Source organism: Uliginosibacterium sp. sgz301328 (genome assembly GCF_041807905.1).
Taxonomy (GTDB): Bacteria; Pseudomonadota; Gammaproteobacteria; order Burkholderiales; family Rhodocyclaceae; genus JBGVSA01.
Window position 1 is genome coordinate 203,174 of sequence record NZ_JBGVSA010000004.1, and the last position, 20,357, is coordinate 223,530.

15 protein-coding genes are annotated in these 20,357 nt (G+C 64.1%); 10 read left to right on the forward strand and 5 right to left on the reverse strand.

Going from position 1 to position 20,357, the window contains the following annotated elements; all coding sequences use genetic code 11:
- The first annotated feature begins 3 nt into the window (after nt 1-3).
- From ACDA63_RS04870 to ACDA63_RS04885, 4 genes are all read left to right on the forward strand, one after another.
- Entirely contained in the window at nt 4-3,195 is a 3,192-nt protein-coding gene (locus ACDA63_RS04870) for an efflux RND transporter permease subunit (RefSeq protein WP_373662062.1), read from the forward strand.
- 7 nt (nt 3,196-3,202) lie between these two features.
- Entirely contained in the window at nt 3,203-4,726 is a 1,524-nt protein-coding gene (locus tag ACDA63_RS04875; protein ID WP_373662063.1) for an efflux transporter outer membrane subunit, read from the forward strand.
- Between the two features lie 380 nt (nt 4,727-5,106).
- Nucleotides 5,107-6,429: a sigma 54-interacting transcriptional regulator gene (locus ACDA63_RS04880; RefSeq protein ID WP_373662064.1), complete on the forward strand. Its 1,323-nt coding sequence runs from the start codon at nt 5,107-5,109 to the stop codon at nt 6,427-6,429.
- A gap of 98 nt (nt 6,430-6,527) precedes the next feature.
- Nucleotides 6,528-7,877: an autotransporter outer membrane beta-barrel domain-containing protein gene (locus tag ACDA63_RS04885; protein ID WP_373662065.1), complete on the forward strand. Its 1,350-nt coding sequence runs from the start codon at nt 6,528-6,530 to the stop codon at nt 7,875-7,877.
- 61 nt (nt 7,878-7,938) lie between these two features.
- On the opposite strand, the gene ACDA63_RS04890 is transcribed toward ACDA63_RS04885, so the two are convergent.
- Both ACDA63_RS04890 and ACDA63_RS04895 read right to left on the reverse strand, forming a co-directional pair.
- Nucleotides 7,939-8,142, reverse strand: a complete 204-nt coding sequence (locus ACDA63_RS04890; RefSeq protein WP_373662066.1) for a dodecin — start codon at nt 8,140-8,142, stop codon at nt 7,939-7,941.
- Between the two features lie 84 nt (nt 8,143-8,226).
- Nucleotides 8,227-9,270, reverse strand: a complete 1,044-nt coding sequence (locus tag ACDA63_RS04895; protein WP_373662067.1) for a PfkB family carbohydrate kinase — start codon at nt 9,268-9,270, stop codon at nt 8,227-8,229.
- 217 nt (nt 9,271-9,487) lie between these two features.
- Between ACDA63_RS04895 and ACDA63_RS04900 the strand changes: the two genes are divergently transcribed.
- Nucleotides 9,488-9,949 carry a DUF2141 domain-containing protein gene (locus tag ACDA63_RS04900; RefSeq protein WP_373662068.1) on the forward strand — a complete coding sequence of 154 codons (462 nt, stop codon included), beginning with the start codon at nt 9,488-9,490 and terminating at the stop codon, nt 9,947-9,949.
- Nucleotides 9,950-10,407: 458 nt separating this feature from the next.
- On the forward strand, nt 10,408-12,171 hold the full coding sequence (locus tag ACDA63_RS04905) for an amidase (RefSeq protein WP_373662069.1): 1,764 nt from the start codon (nt 10,408-10,410) through the stop codon (nt 12,169-12,171).
- Between the two features lie 64 nt (nt 12,172-12,235).
- On the opposite strand, the gene ACDA63_RS04910 is transcribed toward ACDA63_RS04905, so the two are convergent.
- Entirely contained in the window at nt 12,236-13,174 is a 939-nt protein-coding gene (locus ACDA63_RS04910; protein ID WP_373662070.1) for a GGDEF domain-containing protein, read from the reverse strand.
- 194 nt (nt 13,175-13,368) lie between these two features.
- On the opposite strand from ACDA63_RS04910, the gene ACDA63_RS04915 reads away from it, so the two are divergent.
- From ACDA63_RS04915 to groL, 4 genes are all read left to right on the forward strand, one after another.
- The gene (locus ACDA63_RS04915) at nt 13,369-14,622 is read left to right on the forward strand and encodes an Hsp70 family protein (RefSeq protein ID WP_373662071.1); all 1,254 of its coding nucleotides are present in this window, start codon (nt 13,369-13,371) and stop codon (nt 14,620-14,622) included.
- Nucleotides 14,623-15,032: 410 nt separating this feature from the next.
- Entirely contained in the window at nt 15,033-15,830 is a 798-nt protein-coding gene (locus ACDA63_RS04920) for a hypothetical protein (RefSeq protein ID WP_373662072.1), read from the forward strand.
- Nucleotides 15,831-16,031: 201 nt separating this feature from the next.
- The gene (groES, locus tag ACDA63_RS04925) at nt 16,032-16,322 is read left to right on the forward strand and encodes a co-chaperone GroES (protein WP_373662073.1); all 291 of its coding nucleotides are present in this window, start codon (nt 16,032-16,034) and stop codon (nt 16,320-16,322) included.
- Between the two features lie 87 nt (nt 16,323-16,409).
- A complete protein-coding gene (groL, locus tag ACDA63_RS04930; RefSeq protein ID WP_373662075.1) occupies nt 16,410-18,050 on the forward strand; it encodes a chaperonin GroEL in 1,641 nt (546 codons plus the stop codon).
- A 111-nt stretch (nt 18,051-18,161) separates the two neighbouring features.
- On the opposite strand, the gene ACDA63_RS04935 is transcribed toward groL, so the two are convergent.
- Entirely contained in the window at nt 18,162-19,457 is a 1,296-nt protein-coding gene (locus tag ACDA63_RS04935) for an ATP-binding protein (RefSeq protein ID WP_373662076.1), read from the reverse strand.
- Nucleotides 19,454-20,185 carry a response regulator gene (locus ACDA63_RS04940; RefSeq protein ID WP_373662078.1) on the reverse strand — a complete coding sequence of 244 codons (732 nt, stop codon included), beginning with the start codon at nt 20,183-20,185 and terminating at the stop codon, nt 19,454-19,456. The genes ACDA63_RS04935 and ACDA63_RS04940 overlap by 4 nt, the downstream gene beginning before the upstream one ends.
- Between the last annotated feature and the right edge of the window lie 172 nt (nt 20,186-20,357).

The window sequence follows — 20,357 nt, forward strand, 5'->3', positions numbered from 1 at the left end:
GCCATGAACATTTCCCGCTTTTTCATCGACCGGCCGATCTTTGCCGGCGTGCTGTCGATACTGATCCTGCTCGCAGGTCTGTTGTCGGTATTCCAGTTGCCGATCTCCGAATACCCGGAAGTCGTGCCGCCTTCGGTCGTGGTGCACGCGCAATATCCGGGCGCCAATCCCAAGGTGATCGCCGAAGCGGTCGCATCGCCGCTGGAAGAGTCGATCAACGGCGTCGAAGACATGCTCTACATGCAGTCGCAGGCCAACAGCGACGGCAACCTCACGCTCACCGTCAACTTCAAGCTCGGCGTCGATCCGGACAAAGCGCAGCAACTGGTGCAGAACCGTGTCTCACAGGCGCTGCCGCGTTTGCCGGACGACGTGCAGCGCCTGGGCGTCACCACCATCAAGAGTTCGCCCACGCTGACCATGGTGGTGCACCTCATCTCGCCGAACGACCGCTATGACATCACCTACCTGCGCAACTACGCGGTGCTCAACGTCAAGGATCGCCTGGCGCGCATCTCCGGCGTGGGCGACGTGCAGTTGTGGGGCGCGGGCAATTATTCGATGCGCGTGTGGCTCGACCCGCAGAAGGTCGCGCAGCGCGGGCTGACGGCCGGCGATGTGGTGCATGCCATCCGCGAACAGAACGTGCAGGTGGCCGCTGGCGTGATCGGTGCTTCGCCCACGCTGCCGGGCGTGCCGCTGCAACTATCGGTCAATGCGCAAGGGCGGCTCAAGAGTGTGTCCGACTTCGAAGGCATCATCCTGAAGTCATCCGTCGACGGCGGCGTCACCCATCTTGGCGACGTGGCGCGCGTGGAACTGGCCGCCGCCGAATACGGCCTGCGCTCGCTGCTCGACAACAAGCCGGCCGTGGCGCTGGGCATCATGCAGTCGCCGGGGGCCAATGCACTGTCGGTGTCGGACCAGGTGCGCGCGGCGATGAAGGAACTGTCGGCGGACTTTCCGCCGGGCGTCGAATACCGCATCGTGTATGACCCCACGCAGTTCGTACGCGCCAGTATCGAGGCGGTCGTCCATACGCTGCTCGAAGCCATCGCGCTGGTGGTGCTGGTGGTGATCGTGTTCCTGCAGAGCTGGCGCGCCTCGCTCATTCCGCTGCTGGCGGTGCCGGTATCGATCATCGGCACCTTCTCGCTGATGCTGGGCTTCGGCTATTCGATCAACGCGCTGTCATTGTTCGGCATGGTGCTCGCCATCGGCATCGTCGTCGATGACGCCATCGTGGTGGTCGAAAACGTGGAGCGCAACATCGCCGCCGGCCTCAGTCCGCGCGACGCCACCTATCGCGCCATGCAGGAAGTGAGCGGGCCGATCATCGCCATCGCCCTCACCCTGGTGGCAGTGTTCGTGCCGCTGGCATTCATGACCGGCCTGTCGGGCCAGTTCTACAAGCAGTTCGCCATGACCATCGCCATCTCGACGGTGATCTCGGCCTTCAACTCGCTGACCCTGTCGCCCGCGCTGGCGGCGATGCTGCTGCGATCGCACGATGCGCCACCTGATTGGCTCACGCGTGTCATGAACCGTGTGCTCGGTGGATTTTTCGCGCGCTTCAACGCGATCTTCGGCCGCGCTTCGCACGACTATTCCATCGGGGTGTCGCGCGTCATCACGCACAAGGCTTCGGCCTTCGGGGTCTACGCAGTATTGCTGGGGCTGACGGCACTGGTGGCCTACGTGGTGCCGGGCGGCTTCGTGCCGGCACAGGACAAGCAGTACCTCATCAGCTTTGCGCAATTGCCCAACGGCGCATCGCTCGACCGTACGGAAAACGTCATCCGGCGCATGACCGACATCGCGCTCAAGGAGCCGGGTATCGAAAGTGCCGTGGCATTCCCCGGCCTGTCGATCAACGGCTTCACCAATAGTTCGAGCGCGGGCATCGTCTTCGTCACGCTCAAGCCATTCAAGGAGCGCCGCGGCAAAGCGCTGTCTGCCGGCGCGATCGCCAACTCGCTCAACCAGAAATACGGCGCGATCAAGGATTCGTTCATCGCCGTCTTCCCGCCGCCGCCAGTGATGGGGCTCGGGACCATGGGCGGCTTCAAGCTGCAGATCGAGGATCGCGCCGGGCTCGGCTACGCCGAACTCGACAAGGCCGCGCAGGCGTTCGTGCAGGCCGCAGCCACGACACGCGAACTGGGGCCGACCTTCTCGGCCTACCAGATCAACGTGCCGCAGCTCAATGTCGATCTCGATCGCGTCAAGGCCAAGCAACTGGGCGTGTCGGTGACCGACGTATTCGAGACCATGCAGATCTACCTGGGATCACTGTACGTGAATGACTTCAACCAGTTCGGACGCGTGTACCAGGTGCGTGCGCAGGCCGACGCGCCATACCGCGCGCGGCCCGAGGACATCCTGCAACTGAAGACGCGCAACGCCGCGGGGGAGATGGTGCCGCTGTCATCGCTGGTCACCGTCAATCCCACGTACGGACCGGAGATGGTCGTGCGCTACAACGGCTATACCGCCGCCGACATCAATGGCGGGCCGGCGCCCGGGTATTCGTCGGACCAGGCGGAAAAGGCCGCCGAGCGCATCGCTGCACAGGTGCTGCCGCGCGGCATCAAGTTCGAATGGACGGACCTCACGTATCAAAAGATTCTGGCGGGCAACGCTGGCATCTGGGTGTTCCCGATCAGCGTGCTGCTGGTGTTCCTGGTGCTTGCCGCGCTGTACGAAAGCCTGACGCTGCCGCTGGCGGTGATCCTCATCGTGCCGATGAGCATTCTTGCCGCGCTGGCCGGCGTGTGGGTCACACGGGGAGACAACAACATCTTCACGCAGATCGGCCTGATGGTGCTGGTGGGGCTCGCGTCGAAGAACGCCATCCTGATCGTCGAGTTCGCCCGCGAACTGGAACTGCAGGGCGCGACGCCCGTGCAGGCCGCGATCCAGGCCAGTCGCCTGCGGCTGAGACCGATCCTGATGACCTCGATCGCTTTCATCATGGGCGTGATTCCGCTGGTGACGTCCACCGGCGCAGGCGCCGAGATGCGGCATGCAATGGGCGTGGCGGTGTTCTTCGGCATGCTGGGCGTGACGCTGTTCGGCCTGTTCCTCACCCCGGTGTTCTACGTGCTGCTGCGCTCGCTCGGGCGTGGCCGCCAGTTGCACACCGCCAGCCCGCATGCCGCGCCTGCGACGCTGCCGCAGGCCATCGAAGGATGAACCGCACATGACACATAGAACCATGCTCAAACGGCGCATTCCGCGCATCCCGCTCCTGTTGGCGAGTCTGCTGGTGATGGCCGGATGCTCGCTGGCGCCGACCTACGAGCGTCCGGACGTCTCCGCGCCGGCCACCTTCAAGGAAGCGCTCGACCCCGCACAGCAGGGCAAATGGAAAGTCGCGCAACCGTCCGAAGCGATTGCGCGCGGCCAATGGTGGACGATCTTCGGCGATGCCACCCTCAACGCGCTCGAAGACCAGGCGCTGGCCGCCAACCAGGATCTGCGCGCCGCCGCCGCCCGCGTTGCACAGTCGCGCGCCTTGCTCGGCACTGCACGCTCCGAGCAGTTCCCGCAGGTCAACGCGGCCTTCGGGCCGACGCGGCAACGCGATTCCGCTGTAGCGCAAGGCGTGGCGCCCGCCGATGCCGCCGGCCCGTCGACGACGTGGCGCGCGCAGATCGGTATCGGTTATGAGGTCGACCTGTTCGGCAGGGTCGCCAACAGCGTCAGCGCAGCGCAGGCCGACAGCGCGCAGAGCGAAGCACTGTTCGAATCGGTGCGGCTCGCTCTGCAGGCCGACGTGGCGCAGGCGTACTTCCTGGTCCGTCAGCTCGATGCCGAACAGGAAATCTACGTCGGTACGGTGGCGTTGCGTGAGCAGACGCTCAAGCTCGTACAGCGTCGCTTCGACGAAGGCGACATCAGCGAACTCGATGTGGCGCGGGCGCGTACCGAACTGGCTTCGGCGCAGTCCGAGTCGATGAGCATCGCGCGCCGTCGTGCAGCGGCCGAGCACGCCGTGGCGACGCTGCTGGGCAGCGCGCCCGCGGCGTTCTCGCTCCCGGCGCAACCGCTCGCAAGGGTCTCCGTCATCGTGCCGGCGGGCTTGCCCTCGGCCCTGCTCGAACGCCGTCCCGACATCGCGGCGGCTGAACGGGCGATGGCTGCCGCCAATGCACGCATCGGCGTGGCACGCTCGGCGTTCTTCCCCAGCCTCGTCATCACCGGGGCCGCCGGGTATGAATCGGCCCAGTTGTCCGATCTATTCGAATGGTCGTCCCGCGCCTTCCTTATCGGGCCCATCGCGGGTGCCATGCTGTCGATGCCGATCTTCGACGGTGGGCGCCGGCAAGCCGGTGTCGATCGCGCGCATGCCGTGTACGAAGAGGACGTCGCCCGTTATCGCCAGACCGTGCTCAACGCGTTCCGCGAGGTCGAAGACAGCCTGGCCAACCTGCGCATCCTGGCCGACCAGACCGAGGCGCAGGATACGGCTGTCAACGCATCGTCACGCGCGGCGCAGTTGTCGCACTTCCAGTACCGGGAAGGCTCGATCAGCTATCTCGACGTGATCGACGCCGACCGTAGCGTGCTGACCCAGAAGCGCGTCTCCGTGCTGCTCGATGGTGAGCGTGCCCGCAGCGCGGTCGACCTCATCCGGGCCATCGGTGGAGGATGGTCGCCCACGGCTGTGAGCGACGACCGCCGTCCGGCCGACACCCAGCTCGCGGCCGGCAGCGCGCGCTGATCGGATCGCAGTCCAGCGCGGGACGGGGCGCCGCGCCGGACACCGCAAGACCTTGTGCATCCCCCATTTTTACGATGCACACAAATCAACTGTCATATCTGCTGTAAAGCTATCCGACACTTCACGCGTCCTTACGGGAAAATCCGTACGACCGAAGGGTACTTCGAGGTTGCGTTTCATTTGCCCCCGGCTAGAGTGCAGCATGCTACAGCGTGCGCCGCGGCACCGGACGGCGCTTAGGTGGCCTTGAATCACAAAAAGCGGCCACGCTCCGGGCTCGTTCCGCACCCAATCCCCAACGCCGTCGTTGTCATGCGAACGGACGGAGCGGTTTGCGCCGTGCGTGGCGATTTTTCATTGCCGCAGAGGTGGGCTGCGACATGGCACAACGACAAGGCGTCCTGCTGGATCACCGCGGCGCCATTGCCAGACAGATCGGAGACATGGCCCGGCCGGAGTGGTCCTTCCACGTCCACGCCTCGCTCGATGCCATGCGCACGGCGCGCGCGCCGCCAGTGGGCATCGTGGTGTTCGATCGCTCGCACGTCTGGCCGCACGATGAACTCGAATTGCTCACCGCCCGGCATGACATCGAATGGATCGCCGTCGTCGAACGCGACATGGTCCACAACGGCATGATCGGCACGACCACGCTGCGCAACTTCCACGACTTCCATTCACTGCCGATCGACCGCGACCGTCTTCTGCTGACGCTCGGGCATGCCTGGGGCAAGGCCATGATGTGGGTGGCTGATGCCGCCGCGGCGCCCGTCGAGCGCTACCAGATGGTGGGCAACAGCCCCGTCATGCAGGCGCTGTATCGGCAGATCGACAAGATCGTGGCGGTGGATGCACCGGTGCTCATCGGCGGTGAGTCGGGCGTTGGCAAGGAGCTCGTGGCGCGCGCCATTCACCAGCACTCGCGGCGCGCTGGCGGTCCGTTCATCGCGATGAACTGCGGCGCCATCCCGCCGAACCTCATCCATGCGGAACTGTTCGGCTACGAGCGCGGCGCGTTCACCGGCGCTCACCAGCGCAAGATCGGCAACATCGAAGCGGCCGACGGCGGCGTGCTGTTCCTGGACGAGATCGGCGATCTGCCGCTGGACATGCAGGCGAGCCTGCTGCGCTTCCTGCAGGAGAAGACGATCGTGCGTGTCGGCGCCACCGAACATGTGCGCGTCAACGCGCGCGTGATTGCGGCCACGCACGTCGATCTGCGACAGGCGATGGAAGAGGGGCGCTTTCGCGAAGACCTGTACTACCGCCTCAACGTGGTCCACGTGAAGGTGCCGCCGCTGCGCGAACGCGCAGGCGACGTTGTGCTGATCGCCAATGAAGTGTTTGCGCGCAACAGCGACCAGAAAAGCCCTCAGGTACGCGGATTTTCGCGCGAGGCGCTGCTGGCGATGGCATCGCACGGCTGGCCCGGCAACGTGCGCGAACTCATCAACCGCGTGCAGCACGCCATGATCATGAGCGACCACCGTCTGATCACGGCGGCCGACATGGGGCTGGCCGATGAGACTTCGGCGGGCACTACCGTGCGCACGCTCGACGAGGTGCGCGCGAGCGTGGAGAAGGAGTTCATCGAGTCGAGTTTGCAGAAGCATCAATACAACATGTCGGCCGTTGCGCGGCAGCTTGGCGTGTCGCGCGTGACGCTGTATCGCCTCATCGAAAAGCTGAAGATCATCATCTGATGCGCGGCGACGCGCCGGAGGCAGGATCGATGCGTAATGCGCAATGCATGGAGTCAAGCGGGGTCGCCTTGTGCCGGTTGTCGGCCGCGGCGCTTGCCGTGTCGGCGTCATTCGGTGCCGTTGCCGCCGATCCACCGGCGGCCGGGCCGTCGCTCGACGAATTGCGCGGACGGCTGACCGAGCAACAGCAACTGATCGAAAAGCTCAAGCAGGACATCCAGCGCCAGGAGCAGGAACTGTCGCGCCTGCGTCAGCAGATCGACGCCGCCAGCGGCGGAGCCAAGCCCGCTGTTGCACAGCCATCGCCCGCCCAGCAGGCCACACCACAACCGCAGCGCGCGGCGGCACCTTCGGCGGCACCTGCCGCCGCGGCTGGTGCTGCGGCCGGTGCCGCAACGGCGCAGTCAGGGCAGAACACCAACGCGCAGCAGGCGCAGGCGCCCGCGCCACAGCGCACCGGTACGCCGCCGCCCGCGCAGACCGCGTCCGCCGATGACTACGTCGCGCCACCGGCAGTGGCTCCGATCTTCGAGGGCCCCGGCGTCCTTACGCCCAAGGGCAAGTGGGTGGTCGAACCGTCGTACGAGTACTCGTATGCTTCCAGCAACCGCATCGCGCTGGTGGGCTACACGGTGATACCGGCGATCCTGATCGGGCTCATCGACGTCCGCGAGGTCAAGCGCAACACCATGATCGGGGCATTCACGGTGCGGCGCGGATTCACCAATCGCTTCGAAATGGAAGCGCGCATTCCGTACGTGTACCGGTTCGATTCATCGGTCAGCCGCGAGGTGTTCCAGGGCTCCGCCGTCGACAGCGTGTTCGATGCCAACGGCAAGGGCATCGGCGACGTGGAGGTGGTCGGCCGCTACCAGTTCAACAACGGTGGCATCGACAAGCCGTTCTACATCGGCTCGCTGCGCTTCAAGAGCCGCACCGGCAAGGACCCGTTCGAAGTCGAAACCAATCGCACGCTGCCCGGCGGGCGCGGCACCGGCCTGCAGACTGAACTGCCTACCGGCACCGGCTTCTATTCGCTGCAGCCGACGCTGACCGTCCTGTACCCGTCCGACCCCGCGGTATTCTTCGCCAACCTCAGCTACCAATACAGCTTCAAGCGCAACAACGTGCAAGCCAAGACCGACACCGGGTGGGAAGAGATCGGCTCCGTGCAGCCGGGCGCCATCTGGGAGTTCGGCTTCGGCATGGGCATGTCGATCAATGAGCGCGCTTCGTTTTCGATCGGCTATGACCAGCAGTCCGTCGGCAGGCTCAAGCAAAATGGCCAGGCGGCGCCCGCATCGGTGCGCGTGCAGTTGGCCAGCCTGCTGCTGGGCTTTTCGTATCGCCTGACCAGCGCCACCACGCTGAATATCTCGCTCGGTGCCGGCTTGACCAGCGATTCGCAGGATCTGCAACTCACGGTGCGACTGCCCATCATGTTCTGACGATCCGCATCCGCCGCACATCGAGACGACCCGCGCAGCCGCGCGCTGGAACGCATTCGCATCACTTCACGCGGAAGCCGATCTTCAGCGTGACCTGGAAGTGTGCGACCTTGCCGTCGACCACATGGCCGCGCGTTTCGACCACTTCGAACCAATCGATATGCTCGATGGTTTCGGCTGCTTTCGCGATGGCGTTGCGGATGGCGGCGTCGCAACTGTCGGGCGAGGTGCCGACGATGTCGACGAGCTTGTAGGTATGTGACATACGCGCCTCCTGATTCTTGATGTTCGGGTGATCCGCCGGGTTGGCGGATCACTTCATCATAGGCAGAGGCGCGCGGTGCCGCCGTCAGCGGGCGATGTTCTCCGAGCCCTCGTTCTTCATGAGGGTCTTTACTTCATCGGCGCTGACGAGGTTGAAGTCACCGTAGATGGTGTTCTTGAGCGTTGCGGCGGCGATGGAGAATTCCAGCGCGGCGGCGTCGTTGTCCGGGTAATTGATGAGCCCGTAGATGATGCCGGCGACGAAGGCGTCGCCCACACCGACGCTGTCGACCACGTGCTGGATGCCGTAAGTATGGCCGCGCGTGAGCTTGCCGTCGGCGTACATCAGGCCGGTGAGGATGTGATGGTTGGCGTCCAGCGTGTTGCGCAGGGCGACGAACAGCTTCTTGCCCGCCGGCAGCGCGGACTGCACGTGCCTGAAGAAGGTCTCGTAGGCCGGCAGGTCGATGGCTTCCTCGGTGTCGCGCACTTTGTACGGCACCGGCTCGCCGCCGAACACCACCTTGTATTCGCTGCCCGTGCCGAACAGCACGTCGCATTGCTCGAGCAGCGGCTGCATGATTTCCTGTGCCGACTTACCGTATTGCCACAGCGTCTTGCGGTAGTTGAGGTCGCACGACACCGTCAGGCCCAGCCGCTTGGCCGCCTTGACGGCCGCCAGCGTGGTGTCGGCCGCGTCCTGCGACAGGCCCGGGCCGATGCCGGACCAATGGAACCACGTTGCGCCTTCAAAGACCTTTTCCCAATCGATCATTTCCGGGCGCAGCGACGAGAACGACGAGTTGGCGCGGTCGTAGACGACCTTCGACACGCGCTGTGCCGCGGCATTCTCGAAGTAATACAAGCCCAGCCGATCGCCGCCGCGCGCGACGTTATCGACGCGGATGCCGTGCGAGCGCAGCTCCATCAGGCAGGCTTCGGCAATGTCGTTGCGCGGCAGGCGCGTGACGAGTTCCGTCGCCAGGCCGAAGTGCGCCAGCGACACGGCGCAGTTGGTTTCGCTGCCGCCAAAGGTGGCTTCAAAGGTATTGGTCTGCGACAGTTTGAGATAGCCGGGCGGCGTGAGGCGAAGCAACACTTCGCCGAAGGTGACGATCCTGGGTTCCATATTTATAGATATCCAATTCGTAAGGGGAGTCGATGCTTTGTGGGGCGCATCAGCATTCTTTGTAGCATCCGCCACCGTTTCGGCGAGTGGAGCGGCGTCAGGATGTTCTCAGATAGTTGAGAAAAATCTGAACTTCGTCACGCACTGCCCATGGACACGCCGTCCGTTCGGTGCTTTGGCCGACAATGGCTGCCGACGTCCAATCTTTCGATATTCCATGACTTCCATGTTTCTTCGTCGGGTTACGCGGCGCGTGGCCGCCTGCGTCGCGGCGGCGGGCTTGCTTGCAGGTGCGGCGCCGACCGAGATGGCGCAGGCGGCGCCTTTTGAAATCGCCATCGGTCCGTTGCGCTCGGCCGAGGGCAACCTGCGTGTGGGCATCTACCGCGATCCGGCGAGCTTCCGTAAGGAAGCGCAGGCGCTCAAGGTGATCACGTTGCCCGCGCGCACGGGCCGGATGGTGATCAAGGTCGATGATCTGCCGCCCGGCCGCTACGCTGTGATGGCCTATCACGACGAAAACGGCAACGACAAGCTCGATCTGCGGCTGGGCATGTTCCCCATCGAAGGGTATGGCCTGTCGAACAATCCGAAGGTGATCGGTCCGCCTGCGTTCGACGACAGTGCTGTCGCCACCGACCATGCCGGGCAGCGCGTCGATATCGAAATGCGCTATTGAGCCGCGGCACATCGCGTGCGCCAATGTGGCGCGGTGGCGCACCGCGATCGGGCCAGTGGCGTGCGACGAAGCGTAGCGGAGTCGTTGCCTCGCATGACGCTGCATACGGCGCAGAAGTGCAGGGGGCCGTCATGCGCGTCGCATCGGACATTGGCGCCGATCCTTTCGATGGCTACATGCGGGTGCCAATTCCATGCCATGCGGATTGCCCGGCAAGCCCTTGTATCGTCATCGATTCCGCACCTTGCGGCCGGACGACAACGATCGTCCGCTTGAGCGCCGTATTCTCAAGACAAATGCCAATGGCATGTGCGATTCGCATGCCGACCAGTCGTTATACGAAAACACGCATGGTCATCATCGGCGCTTACTGTCATCCGTAAACGCCCTTCCGGGCATGGTCGTTGCAATGAGGGAGCCGCAGTACCTGTCTCCCCTCAACACGGATAGCAACGACAATGACCCCTCTCTCTGCAAGCAGCTTTCCCCGTGGCGCCCGTCTTTCCCTCAGCCTGATTTTCTGCGCGGTGCTCGCCGCGTGCGGCAGCGACAACGGCAGCGACGCATCGAACGACGCCGATGCGCCTCATCCGGTTACGCTCAAGACCGATCGCAAGCCTTTTGCGCTGGTCGAGGCCACCGTCGATGGCTTTCAGACCGCGATGAAGAACGGTGACGTCTCTTGCCACGACATCGTGCAGGGCTATCTCGAACGCATTGCCGCGTATGACGCCGAGCCCTCGCCCAACTATCCGTCGAGTCCGGCGCTGCACGCTGTCATCGCCACCAACGCTGCGGCTGCGCTGGCCCGTGCCGATGAGCTCGACAAGCAGTTCTTCAGCACCGGCAAGATGGTCGGCCCGATGCACTGCGTGCCGGTGCTGGCCAAGGACAACTTCGACACCTACGACATGAAGACCACCGCCGGTTCGCTGGCGCTGGCCAATAACCAGCCGCCCGACGATGCGTTCGTCATCAAGCGCATCCGCGATGCAGGCGGCATCATCATTGGCAAAGCCAACCTCGATGAGTTCGCATTCGGCTTTACCGGCAGCTCTTCCGTCGGCGGCAAGACCAAGAACGCGTACATCCCGGGCAACAGTGCGGGCGGTTCATCGTCAGGTACCGGCACGGCGATCGCGGCCAGCTTTGCGATGCTGGGGCTGGGGTCCGACACGGGCGGTTCGGTACGAGTGCCGTCGGCGGTGGAAGGCCTGTACGGCCTGCGCCCCACGCTGCGCCTGTTGTCGCAGGACGGCATCGTGCCGCTGGCGCACGGTCAGGACACCGCCGGCCCGCTGTGCCGCCAGGTGCAGGATTGCGCGCTGGTGATGGACGCCATGGTCGGCTTCGACGGCACCGCGCACAGCGGCCAGCGCACCGACAAGGCTTGGGACGCTCCGCTGGTTGCCAGTGCCGCTGCCTACAACACCATGATCGGTGCGCCGGCGAGCTACCTCACAGCGCTCAAGGCCGACGGCTTGAAGGGCGCACGCATCGGCGTGGTGCGCGGCATGTTCCCGACGGCAACGGCTGCCAACCAGGGCTTCATCGATACGCTCAATGCCGCGCTCGACAAGATGCGCGCTGCGGGCGCCACCGTGGAAGACGTCGACATCTCCGACCGCACGACGATCCTCGGCACGTACTCGTCGCTGTCGTCCTTTGAGTTCCGTGACGACCTGACCTCGTATCTCGGCTCGTGGCCCTCGTCGCTGGACAATCACCTGCGCACGACGGAAGACGTGGCGACCGCGCTGGTCACCCTGGAGCCGACGCGTTCGTCGGGCTTCAACAGCTACGTCACCAATGGCACCAACAAGGAAGCCAACGCCACCTATCAGAAGAACCTCAAACCGCGTGACGAATACGTCATCCCGCGCGTGACGGCTGCGCTGGACAACAAGGACTTTGCCACCGGCGTGAGCAAGGGTGCCGCGTATGACGTGCTGATCTACCCGGTGCTGCAGGGATTCAACGGCACCAGCGTGAACTCGGGCAGCAACAACCGCCTGAGCCCCTTCACCGGTTTTCCGGCGATGGCGATTCCCGCTGGTTTCGTAAAGGCCACGGACACGTCGAGTTCGGTCGAGCCGGTGGGCTTCGAAATTCTCGGCCGTGCATTTGCTGAACCGACGCTGTTCAAGCTGGCCTATGGCTGGCAGAAGACGACGGGCGACCGCGTTGCCAGCCCGCTGGCACCTGAGCTGAGCGCCAAGTAATCAGCGGAGCGTCGCGCAGGAAACAACGGGCGCTTGCGAGCGCCCGTTGTCGTTGGGCGATGCCTCAGCCTTCGCCGTTGGCGATGCGATTGCGGCCGAACTGCTTGGCGCGATACAGACGGCGATCCACCGTTTCGATGAAGTCGGCGGCGTTGTCTTCGTGTCCCGGCGTGTGCGTGCCCACGCCGAGGCTGATGGTCAGTATCTGGCTGACCGGGGATGACGCGTGCGCGATCTGCTCCTTGAAGATGAGATCGCGACAGCGTTCGGCAATTTTCTGCGCGGCCTGCGCAGGTGTTTCCGGCAGTATGAAGACGAACTCCTCCCCACCAAAGCGGGCCAGAAAATCGCGCGATCGGGTCGCTGCGCGCGACAGCGCCCTGGCGACGCGCTTGAGGCATTCGTCGCCCTGCAGGTGGCCGTAGTGATCGTTGTATTGCTTGAAGTAGTCGATGTCGAGCAGGATCGCGGAGAGCGGTTGTCCCGTGCGTCGCGCCTGGCCCCATTCCTGTTCGAGGATCGAATCGAACATGCGTCGGTTGGCCACGCCCGTGAGCCCATCCTTGAACGAGAACTCTTCGAGCTTTTTCTGCAGCGTGATGAGTTCTTCTTCGGTGCGCTTGCGCTCGGAGATGTCGAACATGAATCCGACCAGCGCTTCGACCTCGCCCGCTGCGTCGCGCAGCACGTGCACCACGTCGCGTATCCACACGTAGGTGCCGTCGCGCGTAAGTGCGCGGTAGTCTGCTTCGTGGTCGACGCCGGCCTTCGATTGCGAGATGCAGAAGTTGACCACGCGTTCGCGGTCTTCCGGATGGATGCGCTCGGCCCAGTCCTGTGCGCTGACCCAGCTATCGGTGGTCCAGCCGAGCAGCGGCTCGATCTGCGGGCCGATGTAAGCGAACTGCATGCTGCGCCAGTCGATCTTCCACGGGATCGCGCGTGTCGATTCGAGCAAGGTCTTGTAGTCGGGGCTTGTCGGGTCGGGCGAGGCGGTCGTCATGGCGGCGCGGCTTTTGAGAGTTCTCGTTGTCGGGGCTTTCCAAGGCATATTAGATAACGCCCCGGAGCCTGACCATCGCGCCGGCGTGACGCCGTGCACGAACCTGTGCAATGAGCGGACGCACCGGCCGGCAATTGACCGTCGTGCCACCTGCCCGTACGCTGCACGGCCTTCCGCTCCCTCGCAGCCGTCTCATGAGCATAGCCGCCTGCGGTATCGACTTCGGTACCTCCAACTCCACCGCCGCCGTTCACACGCCCGATGGGCCGCGCCTGATCGCGCTGGAAGACGGCAGGCCCACGCTGCCCTCTGCCGTGTTCTTCAACCTCGACGAAGAGCGGCAGACCTACGGCCGCGCGGCCATCGCCGAGTACCTGGAAGGTTACGAGGGGCGGCTGATGCGGTCGATGAAGAGCCTGCTCGGCAGCGGCCTGATGGAAGCCGGCACCGAGATCGGCGGGCGTTTGTTGCCATTCCGTGCGCTGGTCGGTGACTTCATCGGCACCATCAAGCACCGTACCGAAGCCGCGTGTGGTCATGCGTGCGATGCGGTCGTCGTCGGGCGCCCGGTGCGCTTCGTCGATGAGGACGACGCGGCCGATCGCCTGGCGCAGGACACGCTCGAACAAATCGTCCGCGGACTGGGTTTTGCCGAGGTCAGCTTTCAGTTCGAGCCCATCGCGGCGGCGCACGCGTATGAGCAGGACATCACGCGCGAAGAGCTCGTGCTGATCGTCGACATCGGCGGCGGCACATCGGATTTCTCATTGGTTCGCCTGTCGCCCGAGCGTCGCGCATTGGCGGATCGTTCGGCGGACCTGCTGGGCAACACCGGCGTGCACATCGGTGGCACGGATTTCGACAAGCGTCTTTCGCTGGCCTGCGTGATGCCCGAACTCGGGCTGGGCGACACGCTCCGCAACGGCGCACCGATTCCCAACAGTGTCTATTACCTGCTGGCAACCTGGCACACCATCAATCAGGCCTACCAGGGCAAGGTGTGGTCGGGGTTCCAGGAAATCGCCCGCAACCTGGCCGAACCGCGTCGCTTCGAGCGACTGCTCAATGTCATCCGCAAGCAGGCCGGTCATCAACTGGCGATGCAGGTCGAAGCCGGCAAGATCGATCTTTCCGCGGCGGACCTCAGCACGCTGGCGCTCGACGAAGCCGAAGACGGCTTGCGCATCGCACTCAAGCGCGGCGAGTTCGAAGCGGCGATCGCAGGCGAGATAGAACGCATCGGCGTTGCCGCGGAAACGTGTCTGGCGCAGGCGGGCGTGGCACCTTCGCGCATCGACACGCTTTTCTTCACCGGCGGGTCGTCGGCCGTGCCGGCATTGCGTCAGGGGCTGGCGCAGCGTTTCCCTGCTGCGCGTGCGGTGGAAGGTGATCTGTACGGCAGCGTGGGCTGCGGCCTGGCGGTGGTTGCCGGCCAGCGCTACGGCTAGGTCGCTTTGCGCGACAGCGTGGGTGAGCCGGAGTCGCCGGCCAGGATCTTCGGGTGTTGTTCAGGCAATCCTTGGGCGGGCATTCTTCGATTCCTCCTGCGCGAGGACGGTCTTGCCTCGGATATGTCTTTGTCGTGATCGCACCGCGCCGCGCATTGCGTGCGATCAGGTCAATCGTGAGGCAGGCGCCGACATCATGCGCGGCCCCGAATCCGCCGCACGCGTTCGTTGAACGTTCATCGCGCGCATTCGCGCAGGTTCGACGATTCCTCCGGAATACGCGACGAATGCGGCGATTGCGCGGTCGATTCTTCTTGTGGAGAAAGGGCGGTCATTCCGGTCCGCGGGATGCCCGCCGATGAACGAGGCTTGGTGGTTCCGGGCGATACGTTCATGACAAGGAGATTCCGATGGTCCGATGGCAGGCACTTTCCCGCGTGGCATGTCTGGCGCTGATCGCCGCGAGCATGCATGGTCCGGCATGCGCGCAGGTGAGCGGCGACGATGTCAAATCCGCAAACAATCCTCTTCAGCCGATCTTCGGCTTCAATTTGCATGACCAATACGTCGGCGCCTACGACGGTCTCGACGACAAGGACTCCAACGCTTTCATGCTGCGCGCCATCTTGCCGCACAAGGCGTTCGGTCGCCCGCAGATCATGCGGGCGACCATGCCGGTGGTGACCTCGCCCGACGTCGCGCCAAACGGACGCAAGACCGGTGCGGGCGACCTCAACCTGTTCGACATATTCCTGTTCAAGGCAGGCGGCATCGAGATCGGTGTCGGGCCGCAATTGACCGCGCCGACCGCGAGCGACGACGCACTGGGCACGGGTAAGTGGCAGGCAGGCCTGGCCGGGGCGGTGATCGCGCCGCAGTCCTGGGGCCTGCTGGGCGCGCTGGTGACCTGGCAGACATCGTTCGCCGGCGATAGCGACCGGCGCCGACAGAACAACGCCACCGCGCAGCCGTTCCTGATCTACAACCTGTCGAAGGGCTGGTTCGTGCGCAGCACCGCCACCTGGAGCTTCGACCTGGAAACCAACTCGCGTTACATCCCGGTGGGCCTGGGAGCGGGCAGGGTGTGGAAATCGGGCGGCATCACCTACAACCTGTTCGTGGAGCCCCAGTGGACGGTGATCTCGCATGGCAGCGCGGTGCCGCAATTCCAGGTGTTCGCCGGACTGAACCTGCAATTCCCCCTGTAAGCCAGCCCGGACGAGTGCCGTTTCGCGGGCCTGCGCAAATGCCATGAGCGGATTTGCGTGGGCCCCGACTTGAAATCCCGATACCTCGCACCTATCATTAGCACTCGCCGGGGGGGAGTGCTAACAAAACTCCTGCCTCCAAACGCTTTCTTTTGTGCGGGCGCACTGCGCCCACCAACGTTTTGTCCGACAGGAGTCGATATGAAAATCCGTCCTTTGCACGACCGTGTGATCGTCAAGCGCATCGAAGCAGAACGCACCACCGCCAGCGGCATCGTCATCCCCGACAGCGCCGGTGAAAAGCCCGATCAGGGCGAAGTCCTGGCCATCGGCAACGGCAAGCTGCTCGACAGCGGCGAAGTCCGCAAGCTGGACGTCAAGGTTGGCGACCGCGTGCTGTTCGGCAAGTACGCCGGCCAGACCGTCAAGGTCGAAGGCCAGGAAGTCCTGGTCCTGCGCGAAGAAGACATCCTGGGCGTGATCGAGGCCTGAGTCCGCGGCGCCCCTGTCTGAGGGGCGCACGACCGACTTCGCCGCGAATCCGCTGCATTCCGAATCAATCAATACCTGGAGTATCAAATGCCCGCCAAGCAAGTTCTGTTTGCCGACGACGCACGTTCCAAGATCGTCAATGGTGTCAACGTCCTGGCCAACGCCGTCAAGGTGACCCTGGGCCCGAAGGGCCGCAACGTGGTGCTGGAGCGCTCGTTCGGCGCCCCCACCGTGACTAAGGACGGTGTTTCCGTCGCCAAGGAAATCGAACTGAAGGACAAGTTCGAAAACATGGGCGCCCAACTGGTCAAGGAAGTCGCATCCAAGACCTCGGACAACGCCGGTGACGGCACCACCACCGCGACCGTGCTGGCCCAGGCCATCGTTCGCGAAGGCTTCAAGTACGTGGCCGCCGGCTTCAACCCGACGGACCTGAAGCGCGGTATCGACAAGGCTGTTTCCGGCATCGTTGCCGAGATCAAGAAGAACGCCAAGCCGACCACCACCTCGAAGGAAATCGCCCAGGTCGGCTCGATCTCCGCCAACTCCGACGAATCCATCGGCCAGATCATCGCTGAAGCCATGGACAAGGTCGGCAAGGAAGGCGTGATCACCGTCGAAGACGGCAAGTCGCTGGAAAACGAACTGGACGTCGTGGAAGGTATGCAGTTCGACCGCGGCTACCTGTCGCCGTACTTCATCAACAACCCGGACCGCCAGATCGCCGTTCTGGAAGCCCCGTTCGTGCTGCTGTACGACAAGAAGATCTCCAACATCCGCGACCTGCTGCCGGTGCTGGAAGGCGTGGCCAAGGCCGGCCGTCCGCTGCTTATCATCGCTGAAGACGTCGAAGGCGAAGCCCTGGCGACCCTCGTGGTGAACAACATCCGCGGCATCCTGAAGACCGTTGCCGTCAAGGCCCCGGGCTTCGGCGACCGTCGCAAGGCCATGCTGGAAGACATCGCCATCCTGACGGGCGGCACGGTGATCTCCGAAGAAGTCGGCCTGTCGCTGGAAAAGGCAACCCTGCAAGACCTCGGCCAAGCCAAGCGCGTCGAAGTCGAAAAGGAAAACACCACCGTCATCGACGGCGCTGGTTCGGCTGACCAGATCCAGGCTCGCGTTGCCCAGATCGACGCCCTGATCGAAGGCGCGACCTCCGACTACGACCGCGAAAAGCTGCAAGAGCGCAAGGCCAAGCTGGCCGGCGGCGTGGCCGTGATCAAGGTTGGTGCTGCGACCGAAGTCGAAATGAAGGAAAAGAAGGCCCGCGTGGAAGACGCGCTGCACGCAACCCGTGCCGCCGTTGAAGAAGGCGTCGTGGCCGGTGGCGGCGTGGCGCTGCTGCGCGCCCGTGCCAACGTGGCCGTCAAGGGCGACAACCCGGACCAGGAAGCCGGCATCAAGATCGTGCTGCGCGCGATCGAAGAGCCGCTGCGCCAGATCGTCGCCAACGCCGGCGACGAGCCCTCGGTGGTCGTGGCCAAGGTGCTGGAAGGCAAGGGCAACTACGGCTACAACGCCGCCAACGGCACCTACGGTGACCTGGTTGAGCTGGGCGTGCTGGACCCGGCCAAGGTGACCCGCTCGGCGCTGCAAAACGCCGCTTCCGTCGCCGGCCTGATCCTGACGACCGACTGCATGGTGGCCGAACTGGCCGAAGACAAGCCGGCTGCCGGCATGCCGGGTGGCATGGGTGGTATGGGCGGCATGGACATGGGCATGTAAGTCGAAGACTCCCGTCTTCGGCTGTCCCATCGACAGCAGTCAAGAAAAAGCCCCGCAGGTGAAAGCCTGCGGGGCTTTGTTTTGGCATGCGTATTGTGGTCGTCGAAAACGCTAGGCCTCGCCGGTTCGCGGAAGGATGAGCGTTGCGCGCAGACCTGACGGCTCGACGTTTTCCAGCAGCAACTCGCCACCATGCAGAAGAGCGACGTCCTTGACGATGGACAGGCCGAGACCTACGCCTCCGGTCGCTGGATTGCGCGCGGCATCGGGACGGTAATAGGGCGCTGTCACCTTGGCCAGCTCTTCCTGAGGTATCCCCAAGCCGCGATCTTCGATCACGATGCGCAGTTCTGCGGCTTCATCGCAAATTCGAACGTGGGCACAGCCACCGTATTTGATGGCGTTGTCGATCAGGTTCTGGACGGCGCGCGTCAGCGCCAGCAGCTTGCCGGGATAGGGCCATCGCGCCGAGCCATCGAGCGTCGCATGTTTACCGAGCCGAGTGGCGTCTTCCACCAGGCTTTGCAGCAATCCGTTGATGTCGATACGCCGGATTTCTTCCGGGTCGTGCAGGCTTCTCAGGTAGTCGAGGGTGGTATCGATCATCTGACGCATCGCGTCGACATCCGCCGTGATCTGTTCGCGCAGGTCGCCGTCGTCGATAAGCTCTGCGCGCAGGCGCAGGCGGGTCAACGGAGTCCGCAAGTCGTGGGAGACAGCGGCCAGCGCGCGCGCCCGTTCAGTGACAAGCCGGCGGACGCGCGCCTGCATGCGATTGAACGCGCGCGCCGCGCGCCGCGTTTCCGCCGAACCCTTCTCAGCCAGGGGCGGCGCGGCCAGGTCCTGTCCCAGCATGTCCGCGGCCTCCGCCAGCGTGTGCAGCGGTTTGCTGACCTGGCGCAGCGCAAGTAGCGTCAAGCTCGTCACCACAGCCAGCGAAATGAACAGATGTGCGATCAGATCGGTGGGCAAGGCGGGGGCCTGTTCTTCGGGCGCTGCGCTTACCCGTATCCATTGCCCGTCCTGGAGCAGCACATCAAAGCTGCGTGCCTGGCCGCCACGTTGATACATGCCTGCCGACCGGATCTCGCGACCCGAGCCCAGCGCTGCGGCAAGATGCGAGCGGATCTGCCCCCGCGGCACGCTGGGCGACGCCTGGTCGGCATCGATCAAGGTGATGTCCAGACCGTTCGATTGCAGGGCTCGGGCGGTTGCGGGCCGGCGTTCGGCGCCTGTTGCTTCCAGTACCTTCACAGCACGGGCGATCTGTCCGGCAAAGTCTGCGCCGCGTGCCCGCATCACCACGACCGCCCGCTCGTCTGCCTGCAACCAGAAGCTGACCGCCTGCGCCGTCAGCAGACCTGCCAGCGCAATGACCGCCAGCCTTGCAAAGAGGCTGTTCGTCATGTGGGCGAATGGCTTTTTTCGATGGCCGAAGCCAGAACGTAACCTTCGTTGCGGACGGTCTTGATGAGCGACGGCTCTTTGCTGTCATCGCGCAAGCGCTGTCGCAACCGGCTGATCTGTACATCGATGGCCCGGTCATACGGGCCGGCGTCGCGACCGTGGATCAATTCGATCAACTGGTTGCGATTGAGCACCCGGTTGGGGTGGTCCGCGAGTATGCGCAGCAGTCGATACTCCGCGCCGGACAAGGGTGTCGTCACGCCCTGTTCATCGACCAGCAAGCGCGTTGCGGTATCCAGGCACCACCCCGCGAACTTCAGATATCGCGCGGTCTCCGGTCGCAGGTTTGGCGGCAATGCGCGCGTGCGGCTGAGGATTCTCTTGATGCGGGCGAGCAGCTCCCGAGGGTTGAAGGGTTTGACGAGATAGTCGTCGGCTCCCATTTCAATGCCGACAATGCGGTCGGCTTCCTCGCCGCATGCGGTGAGCATCAATACCGGTATGTTCGATTTCATGCCGATGTCACGACACAGTGTCAGACCGTCCGCATCGGGCAGCATCAGGTCCAGCACGATCAGATCGATCGCGTGGCGTTCGAGCTCCCGCCACATCTCGCGCCCGTCCCGAGCGGCCACCGCCTTGAAGCCATTACGGACCAGATAGTCGACCAGCAGGCGACGGATTTCCGGGTCATCGTCGACGATCAGGATGGAGTCCTTCTCTTCCATGTCCATCATTGCCTCCCGTTTTGGCGCACGTACAGCCAGGCTCTCGCTCATCCCGCACGTCGCGGCGTTCATTAGACACGCACTCCATGGCCTCGACGGGTTTCCGTGTAACGCACTGTGTCCACTTGCGAGTCCGTTACGCAGCGATGCAAAACCGGCGCGCCAGGACACG

Excerpts from the sequence above, each read along its gene's own strand:
- ACDA63_RS04875 (WP_373662063.1), top strand. The coding sequence starts at position 3,203 with ATGACACATAGAACCATGCTCAAACGGCGCATTCCGCGCATCCCGCTC.
- ACDA63_RS04895 (WP_373662067.1), bottom strand. The coding sequence starts at position 9,270 with ATGGAACCCAGGATCGTCACCTTCGGCGAAGTGTTGCTTCGCCTCACG.
- ACDA63_RS04900 (WP_373662068.1), top strand. The coding sequence starts at position 9,488 with ATGACTTCCATGTTTCTTCGTCGGGTTACGCGGCGCGTGGCCGCCTGC.
- ACDA63_RS04870 (WP_373662062.1), top strand. The coding sequence starts at position 4 with ATGAACATTTCCCGCTTTTTCATCGACCGGCCGATCTTTGCCGGCGTG.
- ACDA63_RS04905 (WP_373662069.1), top strand. The coding sequence starts at position 10,408 with ATGACCCCTCTCTCTGCAAGCAGCTTTCCCCGTGGCGCCCGTCTTTCC.
- ACDA63_RS04910 (WP_373662070.1), bottom strand. The coding sequence starts at position 13,174 with ATGACGACCGCCTCGCCCGACCCGACAAGCCCCGACTACAAGACCTTG.
- ACDA63_RS04920 (WP_373662072.1), top strand. The coding sequence starts at position 15,033 with ATGGTCCGATGGCAGGCACTTTCCCGCGTGGCATGTCTGGCGCTGATC.
- ACDA63_RS04890 (WP_373662066.1), bottom strand. The coding sequence starts at position 8,142 with ATGTCACATACCTACAAGCTCGTCGACATCGTCGGCACCTCGCCCGAC.
- groES (WP_373662073.1), top strand. The coding sequence starts at position 16,032 with ATGAAAATCCGTCCTTTGCACGACCGTGTGATCGTCAAGCGCATCGAA.
- ACDA63_RS04915 (WP_373662071.1), top strand. The coding sequence starts at position 13,369 with ATGAGCATAGCCGCCTGCGGTATCGACTTCGGTACCTCCAACTCCACC.
- ACDA63_RS04880 (WP_373662064.1), top strand. The coding sequence starts at position 5,107 with ATGGCACAACGACAAGGCGTCCTGCTGGATCACCGCGGCGCCATTGCC.
- groL (WP_373662075.1), top strand. The coding sequence starts at position 16,410 with ATGCCCGCCAAGCAAGTTCTGTTTGCCGACGACGCACGTTCCAAGATC.
- ACDA63_RS04935 (WP_373662076.1), bottom strand. The coding sequence starts at position 19,457 with ATGACGAACAGCCTCTTTGCAAGGCTGGCGGTCATTGCGCTGGCAGGT.
- ACDA63_RS04940 (WP_373662078.1), bottom strand. The coding sequence starts at position 20,185 with ATGGAAGAGAAGGACTCCATCCTGATCGTCGACGATGACCCGGAAATC.